A 19,260-nucleotide genomic window follows, 5' to 3' on the forward strand; every position below is an offset into this window, starting at 1 on the left:
GAGGGGTGCGTTCGCAGGGCAAATCCCATATGCATGGCGGCGAGCTGCCGATTCGAGGATCAAGGCGGCTCGCGTTCAGTTTGCGGCGATTCAAGAGCAGAAGCGGGATCAAGTGAGGCTTTCCAAGAAGGCAGGCGTGACCAAGAAGCCGCCGAAGAAGAGCAAAGGATCGCAGCGCGCCACGATCTCGTCTTCGTCGCCTCTCGGCATGATGGCCCTTCATCTGCTTGCGCAATGGAAGCAGTCCGGACGCAGCGGCATCGTGTTTCTCGCCGAGAGCGAGAACAGGGCCGAGCGGCTCGGCAGCGTCATTCACGCGCTCGAGCCCTCCTGCGAGGTGCTGGTGTTTCCACGCCTCAACACCTTGCCGTTCGATCAGCTGGAGCCGTCGCATGAGCTTGCGGGGCGCAGAGCCTCCGTTCTGAGGCGTCTTGCGAAATCCAAGAAGCCGGTGTTTCTCATATCGACGGCGGAAGCGGTGATGGAGCGCATGCCGCCGCCGGCCAGCCTGTCGCGCCTGAGCCTGAGCTTGAAAGTGGGCGGTACGTTCTCCGAGCACGACCTCGAGTCCCGCCTCGAATCCCTCGGTTACGATCTCGACGATGAGCCGGACTACCCGGGCGGGGCGCTGTTCCACGGCCAGACCTTCGAGATATTTCCCGCTGGCGCGCTGGGGCCGTTCCGGATCGAGCATTCGCAGCACACGATCAAACGGATCGTGGCGTTCGATCCGCATGAGCACAGGATCATCTTCGAGACCAGGGAGCTGCTCGTCGATCCCATGTCGGAGCGGCTCGGCCTTGCCGGCAAGGGCGGCAAGCGCGCGAGCCTGTTCGATTATTGCGCGGGCGCCAAATGGATCGCCGATGCAAGCGTCCCCTCGCACGCCGACGGATGGCTCGACACGATCGAGGAGGCTGCGCCCCGCAGCGAGCGGCAGCGCGAATATCTCGGGCGGAGCGATTGGAAACGGCTCTCCAAGGTCATGAAGGTGCTGCCGCGGACGGCGCCGTTCCAGGCCATCCCGGAGTTTTCGAAGCTGACATCCTCCCGGAAGGCGTTGCGCGGCTTCGTCGAGGAGACGCGCCGGGCCGGGTCGCGGCTGATCCTGATCGCCGCGCACGAGGACGATCTGCGCGTGATGGAGCGGATGAGCGGCGTCAAGGCGGAGCGCTGTGAAGACTGGGAGGAGGCGGCGCGCGGGCGGGGCGGCGAGGCGGCGCTGCTCGCCGATCTCGATGCCGGCTTCGTCGTGCCGGGGAAGAAGCCTCTGGTCGTGGTGACGGCGTCCGACGTGCTCGGCAGCCGCGCGCATCATCCGCAGCCGATGGCGCGCGCCTGGAGCGCGGCCTTCGACCATGCCGATGCGCCGGAGCAGGGCACGGTGGTCGTTCATCTCCAGCGCGGCCTCGCCGTGCTCGACGGCCTGCAGACGGTCAACACCGGCGGCGGTGCCATGCGCGAAATGATCCGGCTGAAGTTCTCCGGCGACAATGCGGTGCTGGTGCCGCCGCCCGATCTCGCCTTGATGTGGCCCTACGCGGCCGAGCTCGGCAGGCTTTCGCTCGACAAGGCGGACGGCAGCACATGGTGGGCGCGCCGCAGCGAGGCCGAGCGCGAGATCCAGATCGCGGGCAAGGCGCTCGCCAAGCACATCAGCCAGCGTCGCCGGAGGCGCGGCGAAAAGCTGGTGCCGCCGGGATCGGCCTACGAGAAGTTCGTCGCGCGTTTTCCTTACTTCACGACCATCGACCAGGCCCAGGCGATCCGGGACGTGCTGGACGATCTCGCGTCCGGCCATCCGATGGACCGGGTGATCTGCGGCGACGTCGGCTTCGGCAAGACCGAGGTCGCGCTGCGCGCCGCGGCCGCCGTGGTGCTGTCGGGCAAGCAGGTGGCGGTCGCGGTGCCGACGACGGTGCTGGCCCGCCAGCACGTCGCAACGTTCCAGAAGCGCTTTGCGCCGTTCGGCATCGAGGTCGGCAACCTGTCGCGCGCGACCTCGGGCGCGGCGCTGCGGGAGACCAAGGAGGGCCTGCGCAGCGGCCGGATCAAGGTCGTGATCGGCACGCAGGCGCTCACCGGCAAGGACGTCAGGTTCGACGATCTCGGCCTCGTCATCGTCGACGAGGAGCAGCATTTTGGCGCAGCGGAGAAGGCCAAGCTCGCAGGGCTCGCCAAGAACGTCCACGTGCTGATGATGAGCGCGACGCCGATCCCGCGGACGCTGGCCGCCGGTCTTGCCGGCTTCCGCGATCTCAGCGTGATCGCCTCGCCTCCGGTGCACCGGCTTCCGGTGGCGACCCGGATCGCGCCGCTGTCGGATGCGGCCATCGCCTCGGCGCTGCTGCGCGAGCAACGCCGCCACGGCCAGAGCTTCCTGATCTGCCCGCGCATCCAGGATCTCGACCCCATGCTGGCGCGGGTGCGGGCCGTCGCACCGGACCTTCGCATCGTCTGCCTGCATGGCAGGCTGGCGGCCGACGAGATCGACGACCGCATGATGAGCTTCGTCGAAGGCCATGCCGACGTCCTGCTCGCGACCAACATCGTCGAGAGCGGCCTCGACATTCCCCGCGCCAACACCATCGTGGTGTGCTGGCCGGAAAAGTTCGGCCTTGCCCAGCTGCACCAGCTGCGCGGACGCGTCGGCCGCGGCGGCATCCGCGCCTTCGCGCATCTGTTGACCGAGACGGAGTCCGGACAATCCGAGAAGCGCCTCGCCGTGCTCGAGGAGTTCAGCCGGCCGGGCGCGGGCTTTGCCATCAGCGAGCGCGACCTCGATCTGCGAGGCGCGGGCGACCTGTTCTCTGAACAGCAATCCGGCCACGTCCAGGTGTTCGGGCCGGTGCTCTACAGCCACCTCCTGAAAATGGCTTCGGAGAAGACCGACGAGCAGCAGGCTGCACTGTGGGTGCCCGACCTCAACCTGCCGGTCGGGGACATGCTGCCCGAGAGCTATGTGCAGTCCGAGCCGGTGCGGCTCGAGCTCTATGCCCGCGCCGCACGATGCAACGACGAGGACGATCTCGACGACCTCGAGGAGGAGACCTCCCGCCGCTTCGGACCTTTGCCGAAAGTGGCTCGCGACTTCTTCGCCGCGGCCAAGCTCAGGATCGAATGCAAACGACGCGGCATCATCCGCCTCGACGTCGGCTCAGAAGCTGCGGCCGCGACGTTCCTGCCAGGACGCTTGCGGAAGTCGCGGGGCAAGTCACTGCAGCGGGATGGCGATCGCGTCGTTTATCACGCCAAAACGCAGGACGCGCCGTTCGAGCGGGTGGAGGAGCTGTTCGAGCTGCTGGATGAGGGGTGAGGGGCTCGCGCGTTCGTCAGCGCGGACGGCTGCGAATGCGTAGCGGAAGCCCTGTTCCACCATTATAGTTAATTTGGGCGTGGCGCAGGAGATTGTCCGATGTCACATGCCATTCCTCCGGTCATCGTCGCGATTGTCGCAAGCTCATGTCTGTTGGCTCTGGCGCAAGCGGGCGGCGCAAATGCCGGGCCCGCAGGAGCGGGCATGGGAACGGGACCAGGTAGCGGTGGCGGCTCGGCACCTTCTGGAATGGGGACGAGTGCGGGCAATGCCGGTCCCTCAGCACCCCCGGGCATGGGGACGAAGGACAGCGCGCCCGGAGATCTGGGCTCCAACAGCGAGCCGACCAATCCGAACGTTCAGCCGGCCACCCCCGCGAGGTCGCGGGCGGCAGCTCAGGCCGCGAGAAATGCCGGGGCTGGTCACGCTCAAAATGGCCTGCCGATCGGCGCGATCGGGAGCGGCACGAGCAATGAGGATCAAAAGACCACTGGTTCGGCGTTGTCCCAAAGCAGATTCCGGCCGGCAACACAGGCTCAAGGAAGCGCCAATGCAGTTGGTCTGTCAGGGCGAGGCTCGAGCCTTTCGGACCAGGTCAATCGGCCGCGAGCCGCACGGGCTGGAGACAAGGTGCTGGATGCCAAGGCCAAGGTCGAGCGACGAACGACCGTGTCGCCCAAACGCGTTACGAGCCCGAAAGGGCCAGGTTTGTAATCTGCGAGCGAAGGGCGAGCAGACAGGCTGGGCGCACCGCGCCCGATCACAAGCCCGGTGCGCGAAGCGCCGTTCGGCGGATGGAGGAGCTGTTCGGAGGGCTGGACGAGGCGGAGAGCGCATCAAAATGCGAAAACAACCCCATGCACAGTAGCTAAGTGCTTCTACCATAAGGCTCGGCTCTGCATCGGCGGAACGCGACCAGTGGGGCGGGTCGGCCGGGGTCGTGATCGGGTACTGCTGCTCTACGTCAGGCCGCGTGTCTCGACGACGTGCCCTCCGTTTGACCCGTCGGGCAAAACAGCGGTATTACGCTAACTTCGGAAAATCCGTTATGCGATCTGGCCGCCGCGTTGCTCCTGCTCGATGGCGATGGCCGTGGTCGTACGGGCACCGTGCACAGATCCGTAATCGGCCGGGGCGCCGGGCCGTCTGCCGGCCGGGCCGCTAACGTGGAATTAATCCGAAAAGCTCACAATTTTAGACAGTTGTGTCGATGGGTGCTGCGTAAGGGAGGCGTCGCGAGGACGTTCCGGCGGCGGCTTCCTGTCGCTCGCTCATTGAGGTCAATAACGTGACCACGTCCTTCGAAACGCCAAGCTTCGCCGAAGAGCTCGACGCCGTCGCCCTTGCAGCCGCAGCAGGCGCGCATGAACAAGCAGGCCCGGAAGCGCCAACGCCGCCGATCAGGCCCCGCCGCAAAACAGTCCTGCCGCTGGCGGTATGTGCCCTGGCCATCAACGGCGCGGCGGCCATCTATACGTCGCCCTCCGGCCTGCCGTCACTGAATGTTGCGGGCCTCGCTGAACTGCTGCCGCGGCAGGAGGCGCCGGCGCCGAAGCCGGATCCGGTCGTTGCCGTCTTGAGAGAGATCCAGTCGGCGCAGCGGCAGCACACGGCTTCGCTGCAGGAGAACAACCAGGCCCTGCAGCAGAATGCGGCCTTGTTGCAGCAGGATTCACTGGTGCTGCTGTCGCTGCGGCAGAGCATCACGGACGAGCGGGTCGACGTGAAGAAGATCTCGTCGCAGCTGTCGACGCTGATCGCCAAGGTCGACTCCCTGCAGAATGTGATGATGTCGGACGTCACGTCGTCCATTCGACGAGCGAATGCGCGCTACGGACTCTCCGCCGCGATGCGCAAGCGGATGGTGCGGGAGCCGAAGCCTCTGGGGCCGGTGTCGATCGGAGGGGCGCCGTTGAGCGTGCCGGCTGCGGTGGCGGCTCCGGAGAGCTGAGGACTGGTCGCGCTAGGCGGCATGCTCCTCGAACGAGGTGTAGACCAGGCCTGTGGGATCGACGACCTGAACGTCCCAGCACCCGTCCTCGACCAACTCCCTGGCCTTCTTGAGCGCGGCGGCAAGTGACGACCGCTTGAGACTGACGACGCCCGCCGTGTCGAAACCGTTGATTTCAAACATGCCGTTCCTCCGGTTTTGGGAAGCGTACACGTTTCCGGCGGGTTGTCAGCGGGTTTTGTGAGGCTAGTGAAGGCTGGGCGAGGGCTAGCTAGCTCAGAACGTCTTGCCGTACTGGCAGGGCGCAGCTTCCCGCAGATGCGTTTTTCATGGGAACTAACCGGCCGCCGTCGCAAATGTGAAGGGACGGGGATAATCGGGCGATGGTCTCCCTCGGCAGCTTCAATCCAACACGCGATTGCATCCTGCACGTTCTGCACCGCTTCGAATTCGGTGGCACCGTCGGACATGCAGCCGGGAAGGTCGGGCACGGTCGCAACAATGCCGCCGCCGTCTTCCTCCGACAGCGGCTCGATGATGATCTTGTAGTGCGGACGCTCACCCATCTGGTCTCAATCTCGCAGAAACGCCCAGCAGTCACGAGCGATGGGTTTCGCAAAGGGCTCAACCCATCCCACGTGCTGAGGCCGCGGTCATGAAAGCCGCTTGCTCACCCTGGACGTTGCATCTAGCGATGACTGCAATTCTTCGGTAAATTCGGGTCGACTTTGGGAGCGATTATGGGGCGGCTACGTGATCGGGTTCGTTGGCCATGGGTCGTTGCCGGCGTTGTCCCCATGCTTTTCGTGCTCTTTTTCATAGCGTTGGGCGCATTTGCGGACCCGCAACACGACGACTTCTGTTTCTCATACCGATATGTTGAAGAGGGGCTGTACGTTTCGCTGATGCGATTATACGGGGAGTTGGGCGGACGCGTCCTCCCCTATGTTCTCATCGAAGTGCCCGCGATCATCGCGCAGGCGACGGGCGCAAGCCTCCTTTTTGCATACTCCATGACAATGATGACAGGCGTGATCCTGTTCGTCATCGGCTGCATGATCGCCATTTGGCGCGCGTGGCCGCGACTTCGCGGGTTGCCCTCGCTATTTCTCGGCATCGCCTTCGCTGCCGCAATCATCGGTGCTTCGCCGAGTGTAAGCGAGCTGCTCTACTGGCTTCCGGGGGTCGCGTGTTACGTGCCACCCGCGATCATCTGCGTCCTGATCCTCGGGGAATGCGTTCGCGCACTGGACAACGAGACCGATTTTTCGGCGACTGCGACCATCTGGATGGCTGTCGGGGCCTTCATTGCGGGATTGTGCAACGAATTTACGACCCCGTGGATCGTCGCCATTCTCATCGGCTCCGCGTTCGCGCGTCGCATGTTGGAGCGGAGAATGCAGATCGGTTGCCATCTGCTCATCGCTGTCGCCGCCTTGGCAGGTTGGACAATTGTCGTGACGGCAAGCGGCAATGGCTCCCGCATGTCGCAGATGACAAATGCCGGCCTGTTCGGCCATTCGCTGCTCGAGGCGTTCCGCTTTGGTCTTGCGCAGCTGGGCCGATTCCTGCGCGACCCCGGGGTGATCGCCTGGCTGGTTGCCGTCGGCGCATTGACGCTTGCTGCCCCCCTACCGGACCGGCCCGATCATCCCCGCGCGCGGCTGCTGGCGCCCGGCCTGATGATCCTCTGCCTTGGGTGCTGCTATTTCGAGTATTTTGTTCACTACTACTCGACAGGTATTCGCCTGGTCGAGCGAGCGCAAAATCAGGCGCTGATTCTGCTGCTCTTCGGTTCGGGACTGAGCGTTTCACTGCTGGTCCGGACCTATCGCCAAGAGCTCGAGCAATTGCTTTCCAAGAGGGGCATGCTTCTACCGCTCAATTCGACGGCGTTACCGCTTACCCTGGCCGTCGTCATGGCGGCCTCACTCCTGCTCGGCAAGACGGGCCGTCTGGTGTATGCCGAGGCATCGAGCCTCTATCCCTACTGGCGTGAGACGGTCGCGCGCCACAAACGCCTCTCCACGACACCTGACTCGGTCGTGATCGTGGCTCAGCACAGATGGAAACCGACCCTCTTGCTGATAGCCGACGTGATGGTGAACAAGGGATGCGTCGCCAGATATTTTGGGAAGACCGATTTTATCGTCGTTGAAGCACCCTCGGAATGAGGGCTGCCACGGCGACGGTTTGGATTTGTGGCTCTGCAGCAGCCTAAAGCGCGATGAGGTTTGGATGGCTCCCTAGATGCGGGAGCTGAAGTCTCTGGGGCCGGTTTCGGTCGGAGGGGCGCCGTTGAGCATGCCGGCCGTGGTGGCGGTGCCGGAAAGCTGAAGGCACGTCAAGCAAAGCAGTTGGGAGGTAGCGCGGTAACTTGATCCGAAGTTCACGCTGACGGGCTTATAGCGCCGAGTTGGAAGCGCGCAGACAGGTAACAACGGTGAGCGCGATTGGATTGGTGGACTGTCGTCGCAATCGAAGTTTCAGTTGCTGGGCCTTGGCCTCCAGCCGTATTCCTGATGCGAAATCGTGGCGGTGATGTCGGCCTCTTTGTCTGCCGAGAGGCGCCAGGCTGCCACTCCGAAGCACAACGTCAAGATCAGGGCCGTCGCAAGCAGAAGCATCGAGACGAAATGGCTCACGCGCGTCACCAGCGGTTGGGAACTACGAGAGAGCGAACACGAGTTGCCGATTCGGAAAATACAGACGCGCTGACCTAAACGACCGATTTCCACATCCAATCACACAGGACCAAAGGCGCTCACGATCCCGATCGTGATCGGGACCAGCGCGACGATTGTCCATAAAGCGGGCGAACTGGAAGATAGACCGGCGAAAAAGATCAAGAGACCGAAGCCCACGAGGGCCGCCGAGATGCCATAGGCGAGTGCTTTTTCCATCGTTCGATCCACGAGGAAACGGGATGGATTGCGCTTGTAGGACTCCCCGCCGGTCGAAACGTTCCTATGCTCAGCTGGATCAGCGGTGCATCGGCAACGTTTGGAGCTTAGCTCAGCATGCCGACTGCAACTGCAGCTCCGAAGGCTGGAGACACCAAATCACTTGGCCAAAAATCACTCGGCCATAAATCACTTGGCCATAAATCACTTGGCCATGACTGCGCCAGTCTGGCACGGGATCAGCGGCGCGCGCCTCTAAGGTGAAGACGGGTTAGTCCCGGTCTTCCGCTCAAGCAGCGCCATTTCAAGCTGGTCAGCAAGGACCGTGAGGTGGCGCGCAAGCCGGTCGAACGCTTCGCGCTTGGCTGGATCGGTAGCCAAGTCGCGGATCAGGGCGCATTCGGCCGCATCTTTGCGGAGTTTCTCGATCTGCGCCAGATAATCCTTCATCGGCAATGCTCCGTTCTGCGCAAACGGAACGTACAGCCAATGTTCGAAAGCGAACAGACGTGATTGCCAAGCTTTCCTAGTCTTCGGTGGCTTTGGCCTTCCCCAAAAAGGTCAAGCACCTCCAGCGGCCCCGGCCTCCACACCCCAAAAGCCCCCACGGTCGGGGCCGTCATTGGGCGCTACGCCCGATCTACGATCCCACGCGCAAAGCCCGCGTCTCCAAGCGATCGCGGATGACGTTGAGCAAATTCGCATCGCGCGACCTGCGACAACCGCGCAACATTTTCCACTGGAACCGGCTGCTCGCGAGTGCATTTCTCGATTGCATGGTTTTCCCTGTTATCTCGGTCGGCTCGGGGTGACGGAGGGGGGCGTACAATGAGCACTTACGATCGCACCGCTGTTCTGAAACAGCGTTTCGACGAGCTTGCTTCTGGGCTTTCCGAATTGGAAGATCTGCGCTCGCGCGTATTCGCGGCCGAGCAAAAGCAAGAGAGGCAAACTCCCGAGGGCAAGCCACCCCGGACAATTCGCAAGAGTGCCAAACCTAAATCGCGATCAGCAGAAACCGATCGACCGAAGAGGCGCTAGGCGCGGCCCGCCGGTTCACGCTTCAAGAACAAGGGCCGCTGCTCTGGAACAGCGGCCCTACCGGGCTACAATAGATCCGAGATAAAACTTGCCAGCTCCGGTAACGACAGGATTCGTCCTGGAGGATGTTCCTGCATCAACAAATGTGAATCCAAAGGAACGGCCCCGAGCGCCGCGGGGCTGGCTGCGGACACACCGGGGCCGCCCGACGCACCATTCAGTTTGGCACGCCGGGGGATATCGTCTGCTCAAACATTCGAGCGGGGTGTCTCAAAAGATACCGACCAGAAATTAAATTTCCTAGGGGTGCAGAACCAGCCCCAACCCGCCTCGAATGCGAACCGGGATGAATCTAAGAGGGCCTCAGGTGCGGCAACGCGAACGACGGCCGGTGAACACGTTCGATTGCGGCTGACGAAAAAGGAGACCGCAACCATTGGGACCGCCGGTTCACGCTGGCGGGCCACTGTCATTCGTCGCAGGTGGCCTCTCGACGCGCGAGGGCATCAGCAGACGTAGCAATTGTTCAGCTCGCTCCTTGGTCAGATTGGTTGCCATGTCGGTCCCGATCAGTGCTGGGCCCTTGCGTTCTCGATCGTAGACCATCCAACCTTTGCCTCCCATTCGAATGAAAAATCGGCTTTGCGACGGAACCTCGTCAGTCAATGAAGCATGCTCCCGGTTTGCCCAGCACTCACAGGGAGCGGCATTCATCTTTGTAGCTTCAATCGCATATGTGAATCGTTTCGGGAAAAAGTAGCACCGTCTCTTTCTTGGCGCTAACCTTGCGCGATGCGTGAGTCGGGGGATTCATGGATCGGAAGCCCATTGAGAGCATGAGTCTCGAAGAGCTGTGGCGACTGCACACCCTGGTCAATGATGTTCTGGCGGAGAGGCTTGCGGCGAAGAAGCAAGAGCTAGAACGACGACTGCAGCTCCTTAACCGAGAAGGCAAAGCTCCCCATTGAGGCCGTCGCAATCGGCTCGCCGGTTCACGCTGGCGGCTAGCCGCTCGGGAGAACCGTCACTGCCGGCGCGAACCGTTCTGAGAATGTTGCGGCCTTTGCATCCCGTGCTGCGGAAAGGGCGGCCGAGATAAACGTGGAACATCCGATGGTGGCCAGCGCGAGGAGTGCCGCACCGATAATCAGGCTACGCATTCCACTCTCCCTTCAACGGGCGTTACAATCACAGCATCGGATTGCATTGTTTCAGTTTCGCTTCGTTGGGCTCCTAAAATGGCTTCGTACACGCGGCCGTGAATGCGCTGAACCAGAAGCCAGTAGACCAGCACACGGCGCAATCCCACCTCGCGCTACTTGCTGTCGTGGCTGTGAAGAAGTGCCGTCACGACGACGCCCTTCTTCATTTGATTGCGAACGGCGTCGCTTCACAATTGCGGCTAAGTTTGGTGAGCGCGCTGGGGCTCGAACCCAGGACCCCGTGATTAAAAGTCACGTGCTCTACCGGCTGAGCTACGCGCTCCCATGGCCGCTGATGGCTAAGATAAGAGATCGCCATCGTGTTCGGACATTCGAGAGGCATGTCTTGCCGCTTCGCTGAAAATCGCGTTGCGGGGAAAACCGGTTGTTTCCGGATCATGCCTTCGGCACGGGCTGTGTAGGGGGAGTGGCAGCGGAGGTCAATAGTGCGGGTGGCTGCCGAAGATCGCGGCAGGAGCTGGGATTTGCTTGGGTTATCCGTCGCTTAGGCCAAAATTCTCACCTCAATTGGCGGCCGGTCATCCACGCCGAAGACCACGTGACTTCCAAGCACGAGGTCCGAAGACCGGCGTGGAGCCGGATCAGTTCGTCTCCCGCCGCACCTCGCTCGGCACAGGCTGCGGCGTGCCGGTCGGGTGGGGCAGCGCGACCGGGCGCAGGCCGATCAGCTCGGCGGTGCGGATCGCGCTATCGCGCCAGAACTGGAACGAGTTGATGCGGCTGAGCTCGAGGATGGCGATCGCGACGGCGGCCAGGAACGGAAGGCTCTGCAGCACCAGGACGCCGGCGAAGATGTAGATCTCGGTGATCTGGCGGAAGCTGTTGGAGGCGACCAGGACGCCGGCGCCAACGATGAGCAGGATGCCGATCACGGCCTCCCAGAACGCCTGGAACTCGATCGACATCCTGCTAAGGCCGCCCTTGGAGGTGCGGGCGAAGGCGATGTGCTCGGTGATCAGGCCCTGCGCCACCGCGCGCGACACCGTCCATTGCACGCTCATCGCCGCGATCATGGCACCCAGCATCTGGCCGGGCTGGATGGCGACGCGGGCGCGGTACATCGACAGGAAGTGCACCAGCGAGACGACGAAGGCGCCGATGATCGGCAGCGTCAGGATCTTGTCGGGGATGGCGATGTCGGCGAAGGCGACGATCGGCACCCAGACGAGGTTGAGCAGCGCCACGACCACGCCGAGGCTTTCGGCGCCCAGCCAGTTCAGCCAACCCAGGCCATATTCGCGCTTCTGGTCGGGCGTCAGCCGGCTCGCACCCGGCAGGAAGCGGCGCCAGTGCTTCTTGACGATCTGCAGGCCGCCATACGCCCAGCGGTGCCGCTGCTTCTTGAAGGCCTCGTAGGTGTCGGGCAAGAGGCCCGCGCCGTAGCGCGTGTTGGTGTAGTGGGTGGTCCAGCCGAGCTCCTGGATCGCAAGGCCGAGATCGCTATCCTCGCAGATGGTGTCGCTCGACCAGCCGCCGGCCATGTCCATCGCGGCGCGGCGGATCAGGCACATCGTGCCGTGCACGATGACGGCGTTGAGCTCGTTGCGCTGGACCATGCCGATGTCGAAGAAGCCGGCATATTCGCCGTTCATGATGTAGTGCATGATCGACAGATCGCCGTCGCGATGCTCCTGCGGTGCCTGCACCAGGCCGACGCGCGGGTCGGCGAAAGCGGGCACGAGGTCCTTCAGCCAGTCGGGCTCGACGACGTAATCGGCATCGAGGATGCCGATGATCTCGGCATCGGCCGCGGTGCGGTCCATCGCGATGCGCAGCGCGCCGGCCTTGAAGCCTTGCACCTTCTCGGCGTTGATGAACTTGAAGCGTTCACCGAGCGCGCGGCAATGGTCCTGGATCGGCTGCCAGAAGGCGGGGTCCGGCGTGTTGTTGATGATGACCACGCATTCGTAGTTGGGATAGTTCAGCCGCGACAGCGCATCCAGCGTCTGCTTCAGCATCTCGACCGGCTCGAAATAAGCGGGGATGTGGATCGAGACCTTCGGGCAGTAATTCTCGGGCACGTTCTCGACCGGCTTGTCCTTCGTAATCAGCCGCTGCGGCGGCCGGCCGAAGGCGACCGCGGCGATCTCGTCGATGCGCGCCATCGCGATGAGGACGAGCGGAACAAGGAGGATCATGCCGAGCGTCAGCGCGAAGGCCGAGCCGAAGATGAAGTAGTGGCTGTTCCAGAACGCGAACACGGTCGCGGCCCAGGCGCCGACGCCATTGGCGGTCGCCGACAGCAGGAAGGCCTGCCTGGCGGTCGCTTTCTCGATCCGCAGGATCGGCAGCGATAGCAGCACGCCGACCAACAGCGCGATGCCCATCAGCTTCCAGTAGTCGGGATTCTCCACCGGGCCGGTCCAGGCGAATTTCGGCTCGCGGCTGGCATTGAGGACGCCCCAATACGGACCGACGCCGCCTTCGAAGAATTTCCAGGGCTGATCGATGGCTTCGACGATGTTGTATTCCATGCCGATGGCTTCGGCGCGGCTGACGAAGTTGCGCAGCACCAGTGCCTGCTGGAACGGGCCGGGATCGGCGTTGCGCAAGTTGTAGCCCTGGCTCGGCCAGCCGAACTCGGCGATCACGATGCGCTTGCCGGGGAACAGGTTGCGCAGCAGGTTGTAGCGGTCGACGGCCTGGTCCACCGCCTGGTCCGAGCGGAAGTTTTCCCAGTAGGGCAGCACGTGCGCGGCGATGAAATCGACACTGGAGGCGAGCTCGGGATTGTCGCGCCAGATGTTCCAGATCTCGCCGGTGGTGACGGGCACGCGGACCGAGCCCTTCACCTTCTTGATCATGTCGATGAGGTCTTCGACCTTCTGCTCGCCGCGGTAGATCACCTCGTTGCCGACGACGACGCCGACGACGTTGCTGTTCTTGCGGGCGAGCTCGATGGCGGCCTTGATCTCGCGCTCGTTGCGATCCTTGTCCTTGTCGATCCAGGCGCCGACGGTAACTTTGAGGCCGAACTCGGCCGCGATCGGCGGCACCAGCTCGACGCCGCCCGTGGACGAATAGAGGCGGATCGCGCGCGTCATGGTCGACAGCGTCTTCAGGTCGGCGCGGATTTTCTCGACCGTCGGGATGTTGTCGATGTCGGGGTGGGCCGAGCCTTCGAACGGCGCGTAGGAGACGCTGGGCAACAGGCCTTTGAAGTCCGGCGCAGGTTCCCTGTCGCGCAGGACTCCCCACACGCCTGCATGGAGCGCAGACACGAGCAACAGAACGGCGGCGACAACGCGCATCGCGGCTAAACCAATAGGGGCTGAGGTGGCAGGGAAGCGGATCTGACCCCGAGATCCGACCGTGTCCGCGGCAAAGGAAGCATACCTCTGCCGCGCGGTTTCACAACTGTCATGGCCTCATGTCCTTATGAGGGCATGCCTTTTCGAACGACGCGCGGCAGTGCCAACCGTGTCTATGGCCGATCGTTCCTGAACGGCAGCTGAAACGAGCCGAGCTATTTAAGAGCTCGGGCTATTTCGCCGGCGTCGGGGACGGGCTGGCCGCCGGCGAGGGGCTCGCGGCCGGCTGCGGCTGCGCATTGGCGGCTGGCGCTGCCGGCTGGGAGGCCGCGGCCGCCGCCTGCTGCGGCTGGGCGGCCGGGTTGATCCAGCACGCGTGCACGCGACTGTCCAGGGTCTCAGCCACCTTGGGATCGATCTGGCCGCCGAAGCGGGTCAGGCAGCGGAACGCGGCCTGGATGTGGCCGCCGGGGCAGCCGAAGCGGTCGTAGAGGTCGAGATGGCGGAACGCGGTATCGAGGTCATCCCGCCACATCAGCCGCACCACGCGCCGGCCGAGCCAGACGCATTCGGGATTGCCGGCCGGGCCGTTGATGACCTGGGCGGCTTCCGCGAACTCGTCGGTGCGGCGCTGATTCTGGGCGGCGTCCTTGGCGGCGTCGGCGGGCTGGGCGGCCGCCTTGCCCTGGTCGGGGGCCGGCGTGCCGCTCTGGGCGGAGGCGCCGCCAACACCGATCAGAACGAGCAGGCAGGATACGGCCAAGGTGGCGGCGAACTGCCGCAGGACCGCATTTCGTGACTCGAACACCCGTTGCCGCATGAATTCCCCAATGTATCCGCTGGCCGTCCGCGTCAGGAGCCCCGCGGACGCGCCAGCTGATGGCGTCCAAATGGGTCTCCAATGCGGCGGAAAAGTCTTTCGGAGTCCATGACCTGTATTTCGAATTTTGTCCAGCAAAGTCACGATCCTAGATCACGGTCGAACGGCCGCAGGTAAATTCCCTTGGGGGCGCGAAGGGGTCCAGTGGGGGTGCCCCCTTGGCAGACGGCGTGCGAGAAGGTAATCGACGGCCCTTCGCGGAGGACGGAACCGATTTCTCTTCGTACGCCACTGGCGCTTCTGCTCGTCTCACTGGGTGCGATCGCTGCCGTGTGGTGGTGGCTTGCCACGCCGATCACGCTCGCGCGCGCCCCGATCGACCCCGCCGACAAGGTTCAATGCGTCTCCTACGCGCCGTTCCGCGGCGAGCAGTCGCCGCTGGACGCATGGACCCATATCGAGGCCGACCAGATCGAGCAGGACCTGCGCCAGCTCAAAGAGATCACCGACTGCGTCCGCACCTATTCGATGGAGAACGGGCTCGACCAGGTGCCGGCGATCGCCGCCAAGGTCGGCGGGCTGAAAGTGCTGCAGGGCATCTGGCTCTCCAGCAACCGCACCAAGAATTTCGAGCAGGCCGGCCTCGCCATCCGCCTCATCAAGCAATTCCCCGACATCATCACCGCGGTCATCGTCGGCAACGAGGTGCTGCTGCGCGGTGAGATGACGACAGCGGACCTCGTCTCCCTCATCCGCCTGGTCAAGACCCAGGTCAGCGTGCCCGTCACCTATGCCGATGTCTGGGAATATTGGCTGAAGAACCGCGAGGTCTATGACGCGGTCGATTTCGTCACGATCCACATCCTGCCGTATTGGGAGGACTTCCCCATCAAGGCGAAATTCGCCTCCGCCCATGTCGAGGCGATCCGCGAGCGCATGGCGGTGGCATTTCCCGGCAAGGAGATCCTGATCGGCGAAACCGGCTGGCCGAGCGCGGGGCGCATGCGCGACGGCGCGCTGCCCTCGCGCGCCAACCAGGCGCGTGTCGTCTCGGAAATCCTGAGCCTTGCGAAGGCACAGAAGTTCCGCGTCAACCTGATCGAGTCCTACGACCAGCCGTGGAAGCGCAGGCTGGAAGGCACCGTCGGCGGCTATTGGGGGCTCTACGACTCGGTGCGCCGCAGCCTGAAATATCCGCCGGGCGAGCCGATCAGCAATTTCCCGTACTGGAAATGGTACATGGGCGCGGGCATGGGCCTTTCCGTGCTGGTGTTCGCGGTCGCGGTGATCACGCTGCGCCGGCGGCCGTGGACGCCGCGCTTCCCGGCCTGGCTCGGCGTCGGCATCTCGGCGACGACGGCGGGAATCCTGCTCGGGATCGGCGCCGACAAGATGTATTACGAGAGCTACGGGATCGGCGGCTGGCTGCTCTGGGGAGCATTGCTGCTGGCCGGCATCCTGTCACCGATCTTCTGCGCGCAGGCGATGGTGATCGGCCGCAGCCTGCCGACCTTCCTCGACCTGCTCGGCCCGCGCGAGGGCCGGAAATGGTCGAAGCTCACTGCGGTGCTCGGCCTGACGCTGGCGGTGACGGCGGTGATCGCGGCCGCGACCGCGCTCGGCTTCGTGTTCGACCCGCGCTACAAGGACTTCCCCTACGCCGCGCTGACGATGGCCGTGGTGCCGTTTGCGCTTTTGATGTTGAACCGGCCGCAAATCGGCCAGCGTCCGATCGCCGAAGCGGTGTTCGCGGGGGTGCTGGCGCTGTCGGCCGTGTACGTGCTGTTCAACGAAGGCCGCGACAATTGGCAGTCGCTGTGGACCTGCGCGATCTATCTGTTGTTCGCCCTCACGCTGTGGCGGGCGCGGGCCGAGCAAAGCCAAGAATGAGCAGGCCGATCGCAAGGCCCGACAGCACGACATTGTAGAGCACGATGCCGAGGCCGGCCGCGATGAGGCCGACCGTCAGCAGCACGATCGAGGGCCGCATCAGGTTCAGCGTCGCAACCACCAGCGCGACGATACCGAACACCGAATTCTTGAACAGCACGGTCGCGACCGACCGCGACTTGCAGACCAGCGTCTGAAGCCCGGCGTCGCAGGCGAGCGCGACCTGCGACAACTCGATCGCGAGGTAGCGCACGTAGAGCGCGCAGCCGACGGTGACGAATCCGACCACGAGCAGGAACTGCACCTGGTAGGGCGTGAGGCGGAAGGGCTTCTTTGTCATGGCGGCAATATGGTCGGGATGACGCGGGCAAGCAACAGGGCAGGCGATGTTTCTGTTGATCCGGCGGGCCCGCGCATCGTCCAGGAACACGCGCGCATCCCGCCGGTTCTGAACATTGTGTGGCCCAACGCAATTGCGGTCGAGGAGTGAGGCATGGACAAGCCGACGCAGCAGCAGCTGAGCGAGCTCAAGAGGCTGAGCAAGGAGGCGCGGGTGGAGGATTGGTCGGACATCGTCCAGACCAAGGACGAGGCGGAGATGCGCATCCGCGATCTGAAGGAAAAGGCGCGCATGGAATAGATCATCGCCTGCGCCAAAGCGATCAGCTGCGACCTTGCGTGTTCCGGCTCTGCTCCGCCAGCCGGCGCTCGTATTTTTCGGCCAATGCAAGCAGTCGCTTCCGGATGTGGGGGTCCGCGCGGTCGGCCAGTTCGCGGATCAACGCGAGTTGCTCCCGCAGAAAGTTCGCGTCCGTCATCTCCGCTCCGAATCGAATTCGCCGCGGATAGTGCCTTCTTACGCGAACCTCCTCCGTATCATTTGGTATGTTCCGGCATGTCCCTGGCGTCCTATTTCAAGCCCAGCCGGCGCTCGACCCAGCCGAGAGCGAACAGCACGAGCAGCGTCACCGCGATCGCGGCGCCAACCAGCAGCCACGCGCCGAGTGCGCAGGCGATGCCGAGGCCGGCCGCAATCCACACGGTTGCGGCCGTGGTGAGGCCGTGAACCGTCTTCGCCTTGCTGTCGTGCAGGATGACGCCTGCGCCGATGAAGCCGACACCGGTCAATACGCCCGCAACGACGCCCTGGATGACCCTGGAGATCGCATCCGGGTGGTCGCGCAAATTCTGGAACTCGATCACGGAGATCGACACCAGGGCGGAGCCGAGAGCGACCAGCGCGAGGGTTCGCATTCCCACCGGCTTGTCGTTCATGTCACGGTCGATGCCGATCAGGAGGCCCGTACCTGCGGCGACGAGCAGCCTCAGCACATCATCAAGTTCGTTCATCGAATTCCGCAAAGCTAGGGAAAGGCGGGGCGCCGTGAAAGAACGCAAACCCGTTGCAAAAGGCCAGCGTCCGATCGCCGCATGCAAGCGGCTTCCGTCGCGGACAGGGCGTTCTAGCGCCTGAAGAACGACGACAGCGTCGATGTCGCCGACGTGGTCTCCGGCTTGGCCGGCGCCGGCTGCGCCGCGGGTGGGGGCGCGGGCTCCTCGCGCTTCGAGGAGCGCTTTGACGAATAGCTGCGGCGGCGCTTGTCCGGCTTCTCGGGCTTTGCACTGGGCGTGGGTGCAGTCTCGGCTTGCGGAGCGGCGTCCTGGTTCTTCTCGGAGCTCTTGTCCTGAACCCTGTCTTGAACCCTGTCTTGGGATTTCTCTGGTCCCTTGTCCGGCGTCTTCTCCGAGCCGCGCATCGATAGGCGCTGGCCGTCGAACACGGTGGTCTCGCAGTGACGGTCGCTCTCGGCGAGGCTTGCGCAGAATTTTGCGGCGGCGGCGGCGTTGACCAGAGGGCCGGCACCCAGACGGAGCTGCATGCCGAGGCCGGTGGTGCCTTCCTTGATCATGATGATCGGCCGCAGCGCTGCGATCTCCGGGTTGGACTTGGTCACGCCGCGCCAGAGCGCGCGCAGGCCGTCGATCGAATTGGCGCCGCCGAGATCGATCGCAAAGCGCGTCTGCTGAACCGCGATGGCAGGGGCTTCGGTCTCGGCTGCGTCCGGCGCTTTCGTTGTTGCCACGACGATTTCGGCCGCGGCGGCTGCCGGCTCGGTCTTCTTCTCTGCGGCCTTCTCAGCCGGCTCGGGTTGAATCAGTTTCGATGCGGCCGGATCCGGCGGGGCCATGAGCGACTTGGCGGGCACCAGCGGAATGGTCGGCAGCGCCGAATTCATGACCGGATTCTGCTGCACGAGCGAGGCGGCGGCCGCGGTCTGCGGCGGGGGCTCCTTCAACGTTTCCTTCGGAGTGTCCTTCTGAGAATCCTTTTGAGAATCCTTGGCGGCTTCGCTGCGCGGCTTCTCGCCCGCCGGCGCCGGCGTCGAGGCGACCGGCGCGATGCTGGGCGCTGGTGCTGCCTCCTGCGGCTTCGCGCCCGGCGGCGTGGTGGCTTGCTTGGCAATGGCGCCAGTGACGGAATCGAGCCCCTGCTCCAGCACCGTGACGCGCGAATACAGCCGGTCGCGGTCGCTGTTCAGCGTCTCGATCGCGGCGGCGAGCCGGCGCGCTTCGTTCTGGCTTTCCTTGGTCAGCAGCTGCAGCCGGTCGGCCTGCCGCACGAGATCGGCGGACGCAACCTGGTCGCGCCGCCAGCCGAGTTGGGCCTGGTTGGCCATCACGGCAACGACGACGGCGCCGACGGCCGCCACGCCCCACGAGCCCAGCCGCCACATCATGCGCCGGTCGAAGGCGCTTTCCTCGGCCAAAAGTCCGGAGAACAGCCCGCCGGTCTCCTTGGTGGAGAAGGCATCCGCCAGAGGGTCGGAATCCTTTGCCATGAATATTAAGCGCCCAGCCCTGTCC

16 protein-coding genes, 1 tRNA gene and 1 pseudogene are annotated in these 19,260 nt (G+C 64.0%); 6 read left to right on the forward strand and 12 right to left on the reverse strand.

Annotated elements, in window-relative coordinates; genetic code table 11:
• Positions 1-208: 208 nt before the first annotated feature.
• Positions 209-3,316, forward strand: coding sequence for a DEAD/DEAH box helicase (locus XI05_RS24990; protein ID WP_271506911.1), 3,108 nt, complete (start codon positions 209-211; stop codon positions 3,314-3,316).
• A gap of 1,288 nt (positions 3,317-4,604) precedes the next feature.
• On the forward strand, positions 4,605-5,267 hold the full coding sequence (locus tag XI05_RS24995; protein WP_271506763.1) for a hypothetical protein: 663 nt from the start codon (positions 4,605-4,607) through the stop codon (positions 5,265-5,267).
• Between the two features lie 12 nt (positions 5,268-5,279).
• On the opposite strand, the gene XI05_RS25000 is transcribed toward XI05_RS24995, so the two are convergent.
• Positions 5,280-5,450 (reverse strand): hypothetical protein, encoded by a 171-nt coding sequence (locus XI05_RS25000; protein ID WP_212257138.1) that lies wholly within the window; start codon positions 5,448-5,450, stop codon positions 5,280-5,282.
• 182 nt (positions 5,451-5,632) lie between these two features.
• Positions 5,633-5,833 (reverse strand): annotated as a pseudogene (locus tag XI05_RS25005) (type II toxin-antitoxin system HicB family antitoxin); the annotation flags it as partial.
• 231 nt (positions 5,834-6,064) lie between these two features.
• Here XI05_RS25005 and XI05_RS25010 point away from each other — a divergent pair.
• Complete coding sequence (locus XI05_RS25010) at positions 6,065-7,441, forward strand: DUF6056 family protein (protein ID WP_271506766.1); 1,377 nt, start codon at positions 6,065-6,067, stop codon at positions 7,439-7,441.
• A 570-nt stretch (positions 7,442-8,011) separates the two neighbouring features.
• On the opposite strand, the gene XI05_RS25015 is transcribed toward XI05_RS25010, so the two are convergent.
• Both XI05_RS25015 and XI05_RS25020 read right to left on the reverse strand, forming a co-directional pair.
• On the reverse strand, positions 8,012-8,170 hold the full coding sequence (locus tag XI05_RS25015; protein WP_271506769.1) for a hypothetical protein: 159 nt from the start codon (positions 8,168-8,170) through the stop codon (positions 8,012-8,014).
• Between the two features lie 255 nt (positions 8,171-8,425).
• On the reverse strand, positions 8,426-8,620 hold the full coding sequence (locus XI05_RS25020; protein WP_271506771.1) for a hypothetical protein: 195 nt from the start codon (positions 8,618-8,620) through the stop codon (positions 8,426-8,428).
• Between the two features lie 378 nt (positions 8,621-8,998).
• On the opposite strand from XI05_RS25020, the gene XI05_RS25025 reads away from it, so the two are divergent.
• A complete protein-coding gene (locus tag XI05_RS25025; protein ID WP_271506773.1) occupies positions 8,999-9,211 on the forward strand; it encodes a hypothetical protein in 213 nt (70 codons plus the stop codon).
• 1,004 nt (positions 9,212-10,215) lie between these two features.
• Here the strand turns inward: XI05_RS25025 and XI05_RS25030 are convergent.
• The 4 genes from XI05_RS25030 to XI05_RS25045 form a co-directional block, all read right to left on the reverse strand.
• On the reverse strand, positions 10,216-10,371 hold the full coding sequence (locus XI05_RS25030; RefSeq protein WP_172783740.1) for a hypothetical protein: 156 nt from the start codon (positions 10,369-10,371) through the stop codon (positions 10,216-10,218).
• 249 nt (positions 10,372-10,620) lie between these two features.
• Positions 10,621-10,696, reverse strand: a tRNA-Lys gene (locus XI05_RS25035).
• Between the two features lie 319 nt (positions 10,697-11,015).
• Positions 11,016-13,685 (reverse strand): glycosyltransferase, encoded by a 2,670-nt coding sequence (locus XI05_RS25040; RefSeq protein WP_271506776.1) that lies wholly within the window; start codon positions 13,683-13,685, stop codon positions 11,016-11,018.
• A gap of 232 nt (positions 13,686-13,917) precedes the next feature.
• Complete coding sequence (locus XI05_RS25045; protein ID WP_271506779.1) at positions 13,918-14,505, reverse strand: beta-1-3, beta-1-6-glucan biosynthesis protein; 588 nt, start codon at positions 14,503-14,505, stop codon at positions 13,918-13,920.
• Positions 14,506-14,835: 330 nt separating this feature from the next.
• Here XI05_RS25045 and XI05_RS25050 point away from each other — a divergent pair, with 330 nt between their 5' ends.
• Positions 14,836-16,395, forward strand: a complete 1,560-nt coding sequence (locus XI05_RS25050) for a glycoside hydrolase family 17 protein (protein ID WP_271506782.1) — start codon at positions 14,836-14,838, stop codon at positions 16,393-16,395.
• Here the strand turns inward: XI05_RS25050 and XI05_RS25055 are convergent.
• On the reverse strand, positions 16,355-16,735 hold the full coding sequence (locus tag XI05_RS25055; protein WP_260379225.1) for a hypothetical protein: 381 nt from the start codon (positions 16,733-16,735) through the stop codon (positions 16,355-16,357). The genes XI05_RS25050 and XI05_RS25055 overlap by 41 nt on opposite strands.
• 153 nt (positions 16,736-16,888) lie before the next feature.
• On the opposite strand from XI05_RS25055, the gene XI05_RS25060 reads away from it, so the two are divergent.
• Complete coding sequence (locus XI05_RS25060; protein WP_271506785.1) at positions 16,889-17,035, forward strand: hypothetical protein; 147 nt, start codon at positions 16,889-16,891, stop codon at positions 17,033-17,035.
• Between the two features lie 22 nt (positions 17,036-17,057).
• Here XI05_RS25060 and XI05_RS25065 read toward each other — a convergent pair whose 3' ends face one another.
• The 3 genes from XI05_RS25065 to XI05_RS25075 form a co-directional block, all read right to left on the reverse strand.
• Positions 17,058-17,213 (reverse strand): hypothetical protein, encoded by a 156-nt coding sequence (locus XI05_RS25065; protein ID WP_172783746.1) that lies wholly within the window; start codon positions 17,211-17,213, stop codon positions 17,058-17,060.
• A gap of 91 nt (positions 17,214-17,304) precedes the next feature.
• The gene (locus tag XI05_RS25070; protein WP_172783747.1) at positions 17,305-17,745 is read right to left on the reverse strand and encodes an MgtC/SapB family protein; all 441 of its coding nucleotides are present in this window, start codon (positions 17,743-17,745) and stop codon (positions 17,305-17,307) included.
• Positions 17,746-17,858: 113 nt separating this feature from the next.
• Positions 17,859-19,235 (reverse strand): hypothetical protein, encoded by a 1,377-nt coding sequence (locus XI05_RS25075; protein WP_271506788.1) that lies wholly within the window; start codon positions 19,233-19,235, stop codon positions 17,859-17,861.
• Between the last annotated feature and the right edge of the window lie 25 nt (positions 19,236-19,260).

Source organism: Bradyrhizobium sp. CCBAU 11357 (genome assembly GCF_028128865.1).
Lineage (GTDB): Bacteria > Pseudomonadota > Alphaproteobacteria > Rhizobiales > Xanthobacteraceae > Bradyrhizobium.

What these genes read in the sequence shown, in the direction of transcription:
- XI05_RS25010 (WP_271506766.1), top strand. Translation starts at nt 6,065, where the DNA reads ATGCTTTTCGTGCTCTTTTTCATAGCGTTGGGCGCATTTGCGGACCCG.
- XI05_RS25065 (WP_172783746.1), bottom strand. Translation starts at nt 17,213, where the DNA reads ATGACGGACGCGAACTTTCTGCGGGAGCAACTCGCGTTGATCCGCGAA.
- XI05_RS25055 (WP_260379225.1), bottom strand. Translation starts at nt 16,735, where the DNA reads ATGACAAAGAAGCCCTTCCGCCTCACGCCCTACCAGGTGCAGTTCCTG.
- XI05_RS25040 (WP_271506776.1), bottom strand. Translation starts at nt 13,685, where the DNA reads ATGCGCGTTGTCGCCGCCGTTCTGTTGCTCGTGTCTGCGCTCCATGCA.
- XI05_RS25070 (WP_172783747.1), bottom strand. Translation starts at nt 17,745, where the DNA reads ATGAACGAACTTGATGATGTGCTGAGGCTGCTCGTCGCCGCAGGTACG.
- XI05_RS25020 (WP_271506771.1), bottom strand. Translation starts at nt 8,620, where the DNA reads ATGAAGGATTATCTGGCGCAGATCGAGAAACTCCGCAAAGATGCGGCC.
- XI05_RS25025 (WP_271506773.1), top strand. Translation starts at nt 8,999, where the DNA reads ATGAGCACTTACGATCGCACCGCTGTTCTGAAACAGCGTTTCGACGAG.
- XI05_RS25045 (WP_271506779.1), bottom strand. Translation starts at nt 14,505, where the DNA reads ATGCGGCAACGGGTGTTCGAGTCACGAAATGCGGTCCTGCGGCAGTTC.
- XI05_RS24990 (WP_271506911.1), top strand. Translation starts at nt 209, where the DNA reads ATGATGGCCCTTCATCTGCTTGCGCAATGGAAGCAGTCCGGACGCAGC.
- XI05_RS25030 (WP_172783740.1), bottom strand. Translation starts at nt 10,371, where the DNA reads ATGCGTAGCCTGATTATCGGTGCGGCACTCCTCGCGCTGGCCACCATC.
- XI05_RS25015 (WP_271506769.1), bottom strand. Translation starts at nt 8,170, where the DNA reads ATGGAAAAAGCACTCGCCTATGGCATCTCGGCGGCCCTCGTGGGCTTC.
- XI05_RS25000 (WP_212257138.1), bottom strand. Translation starts at nt 5,450, where the DNA reads ATGTTTGAAATCAACGGTTTCGACACGGCGGGCGTCGTCAGTCTCAAG.
- XI05_RS25075 (WP_271506788.1), bottom strand. Translation starts at nt 19,235, where the DNA reads ATGGCAAAGGATTCCGACCCTCTGGCGGATGCCTTCTCCACCAAGGAG.
- XI05_RS25060 (WP_271506785.1), top strand. Translation starts at nt 16,889, where the DNA reads ATGGACAAGCCGACGCAGCAGCAGCTGAGCGAGCTCAAGAGGCTGAGC.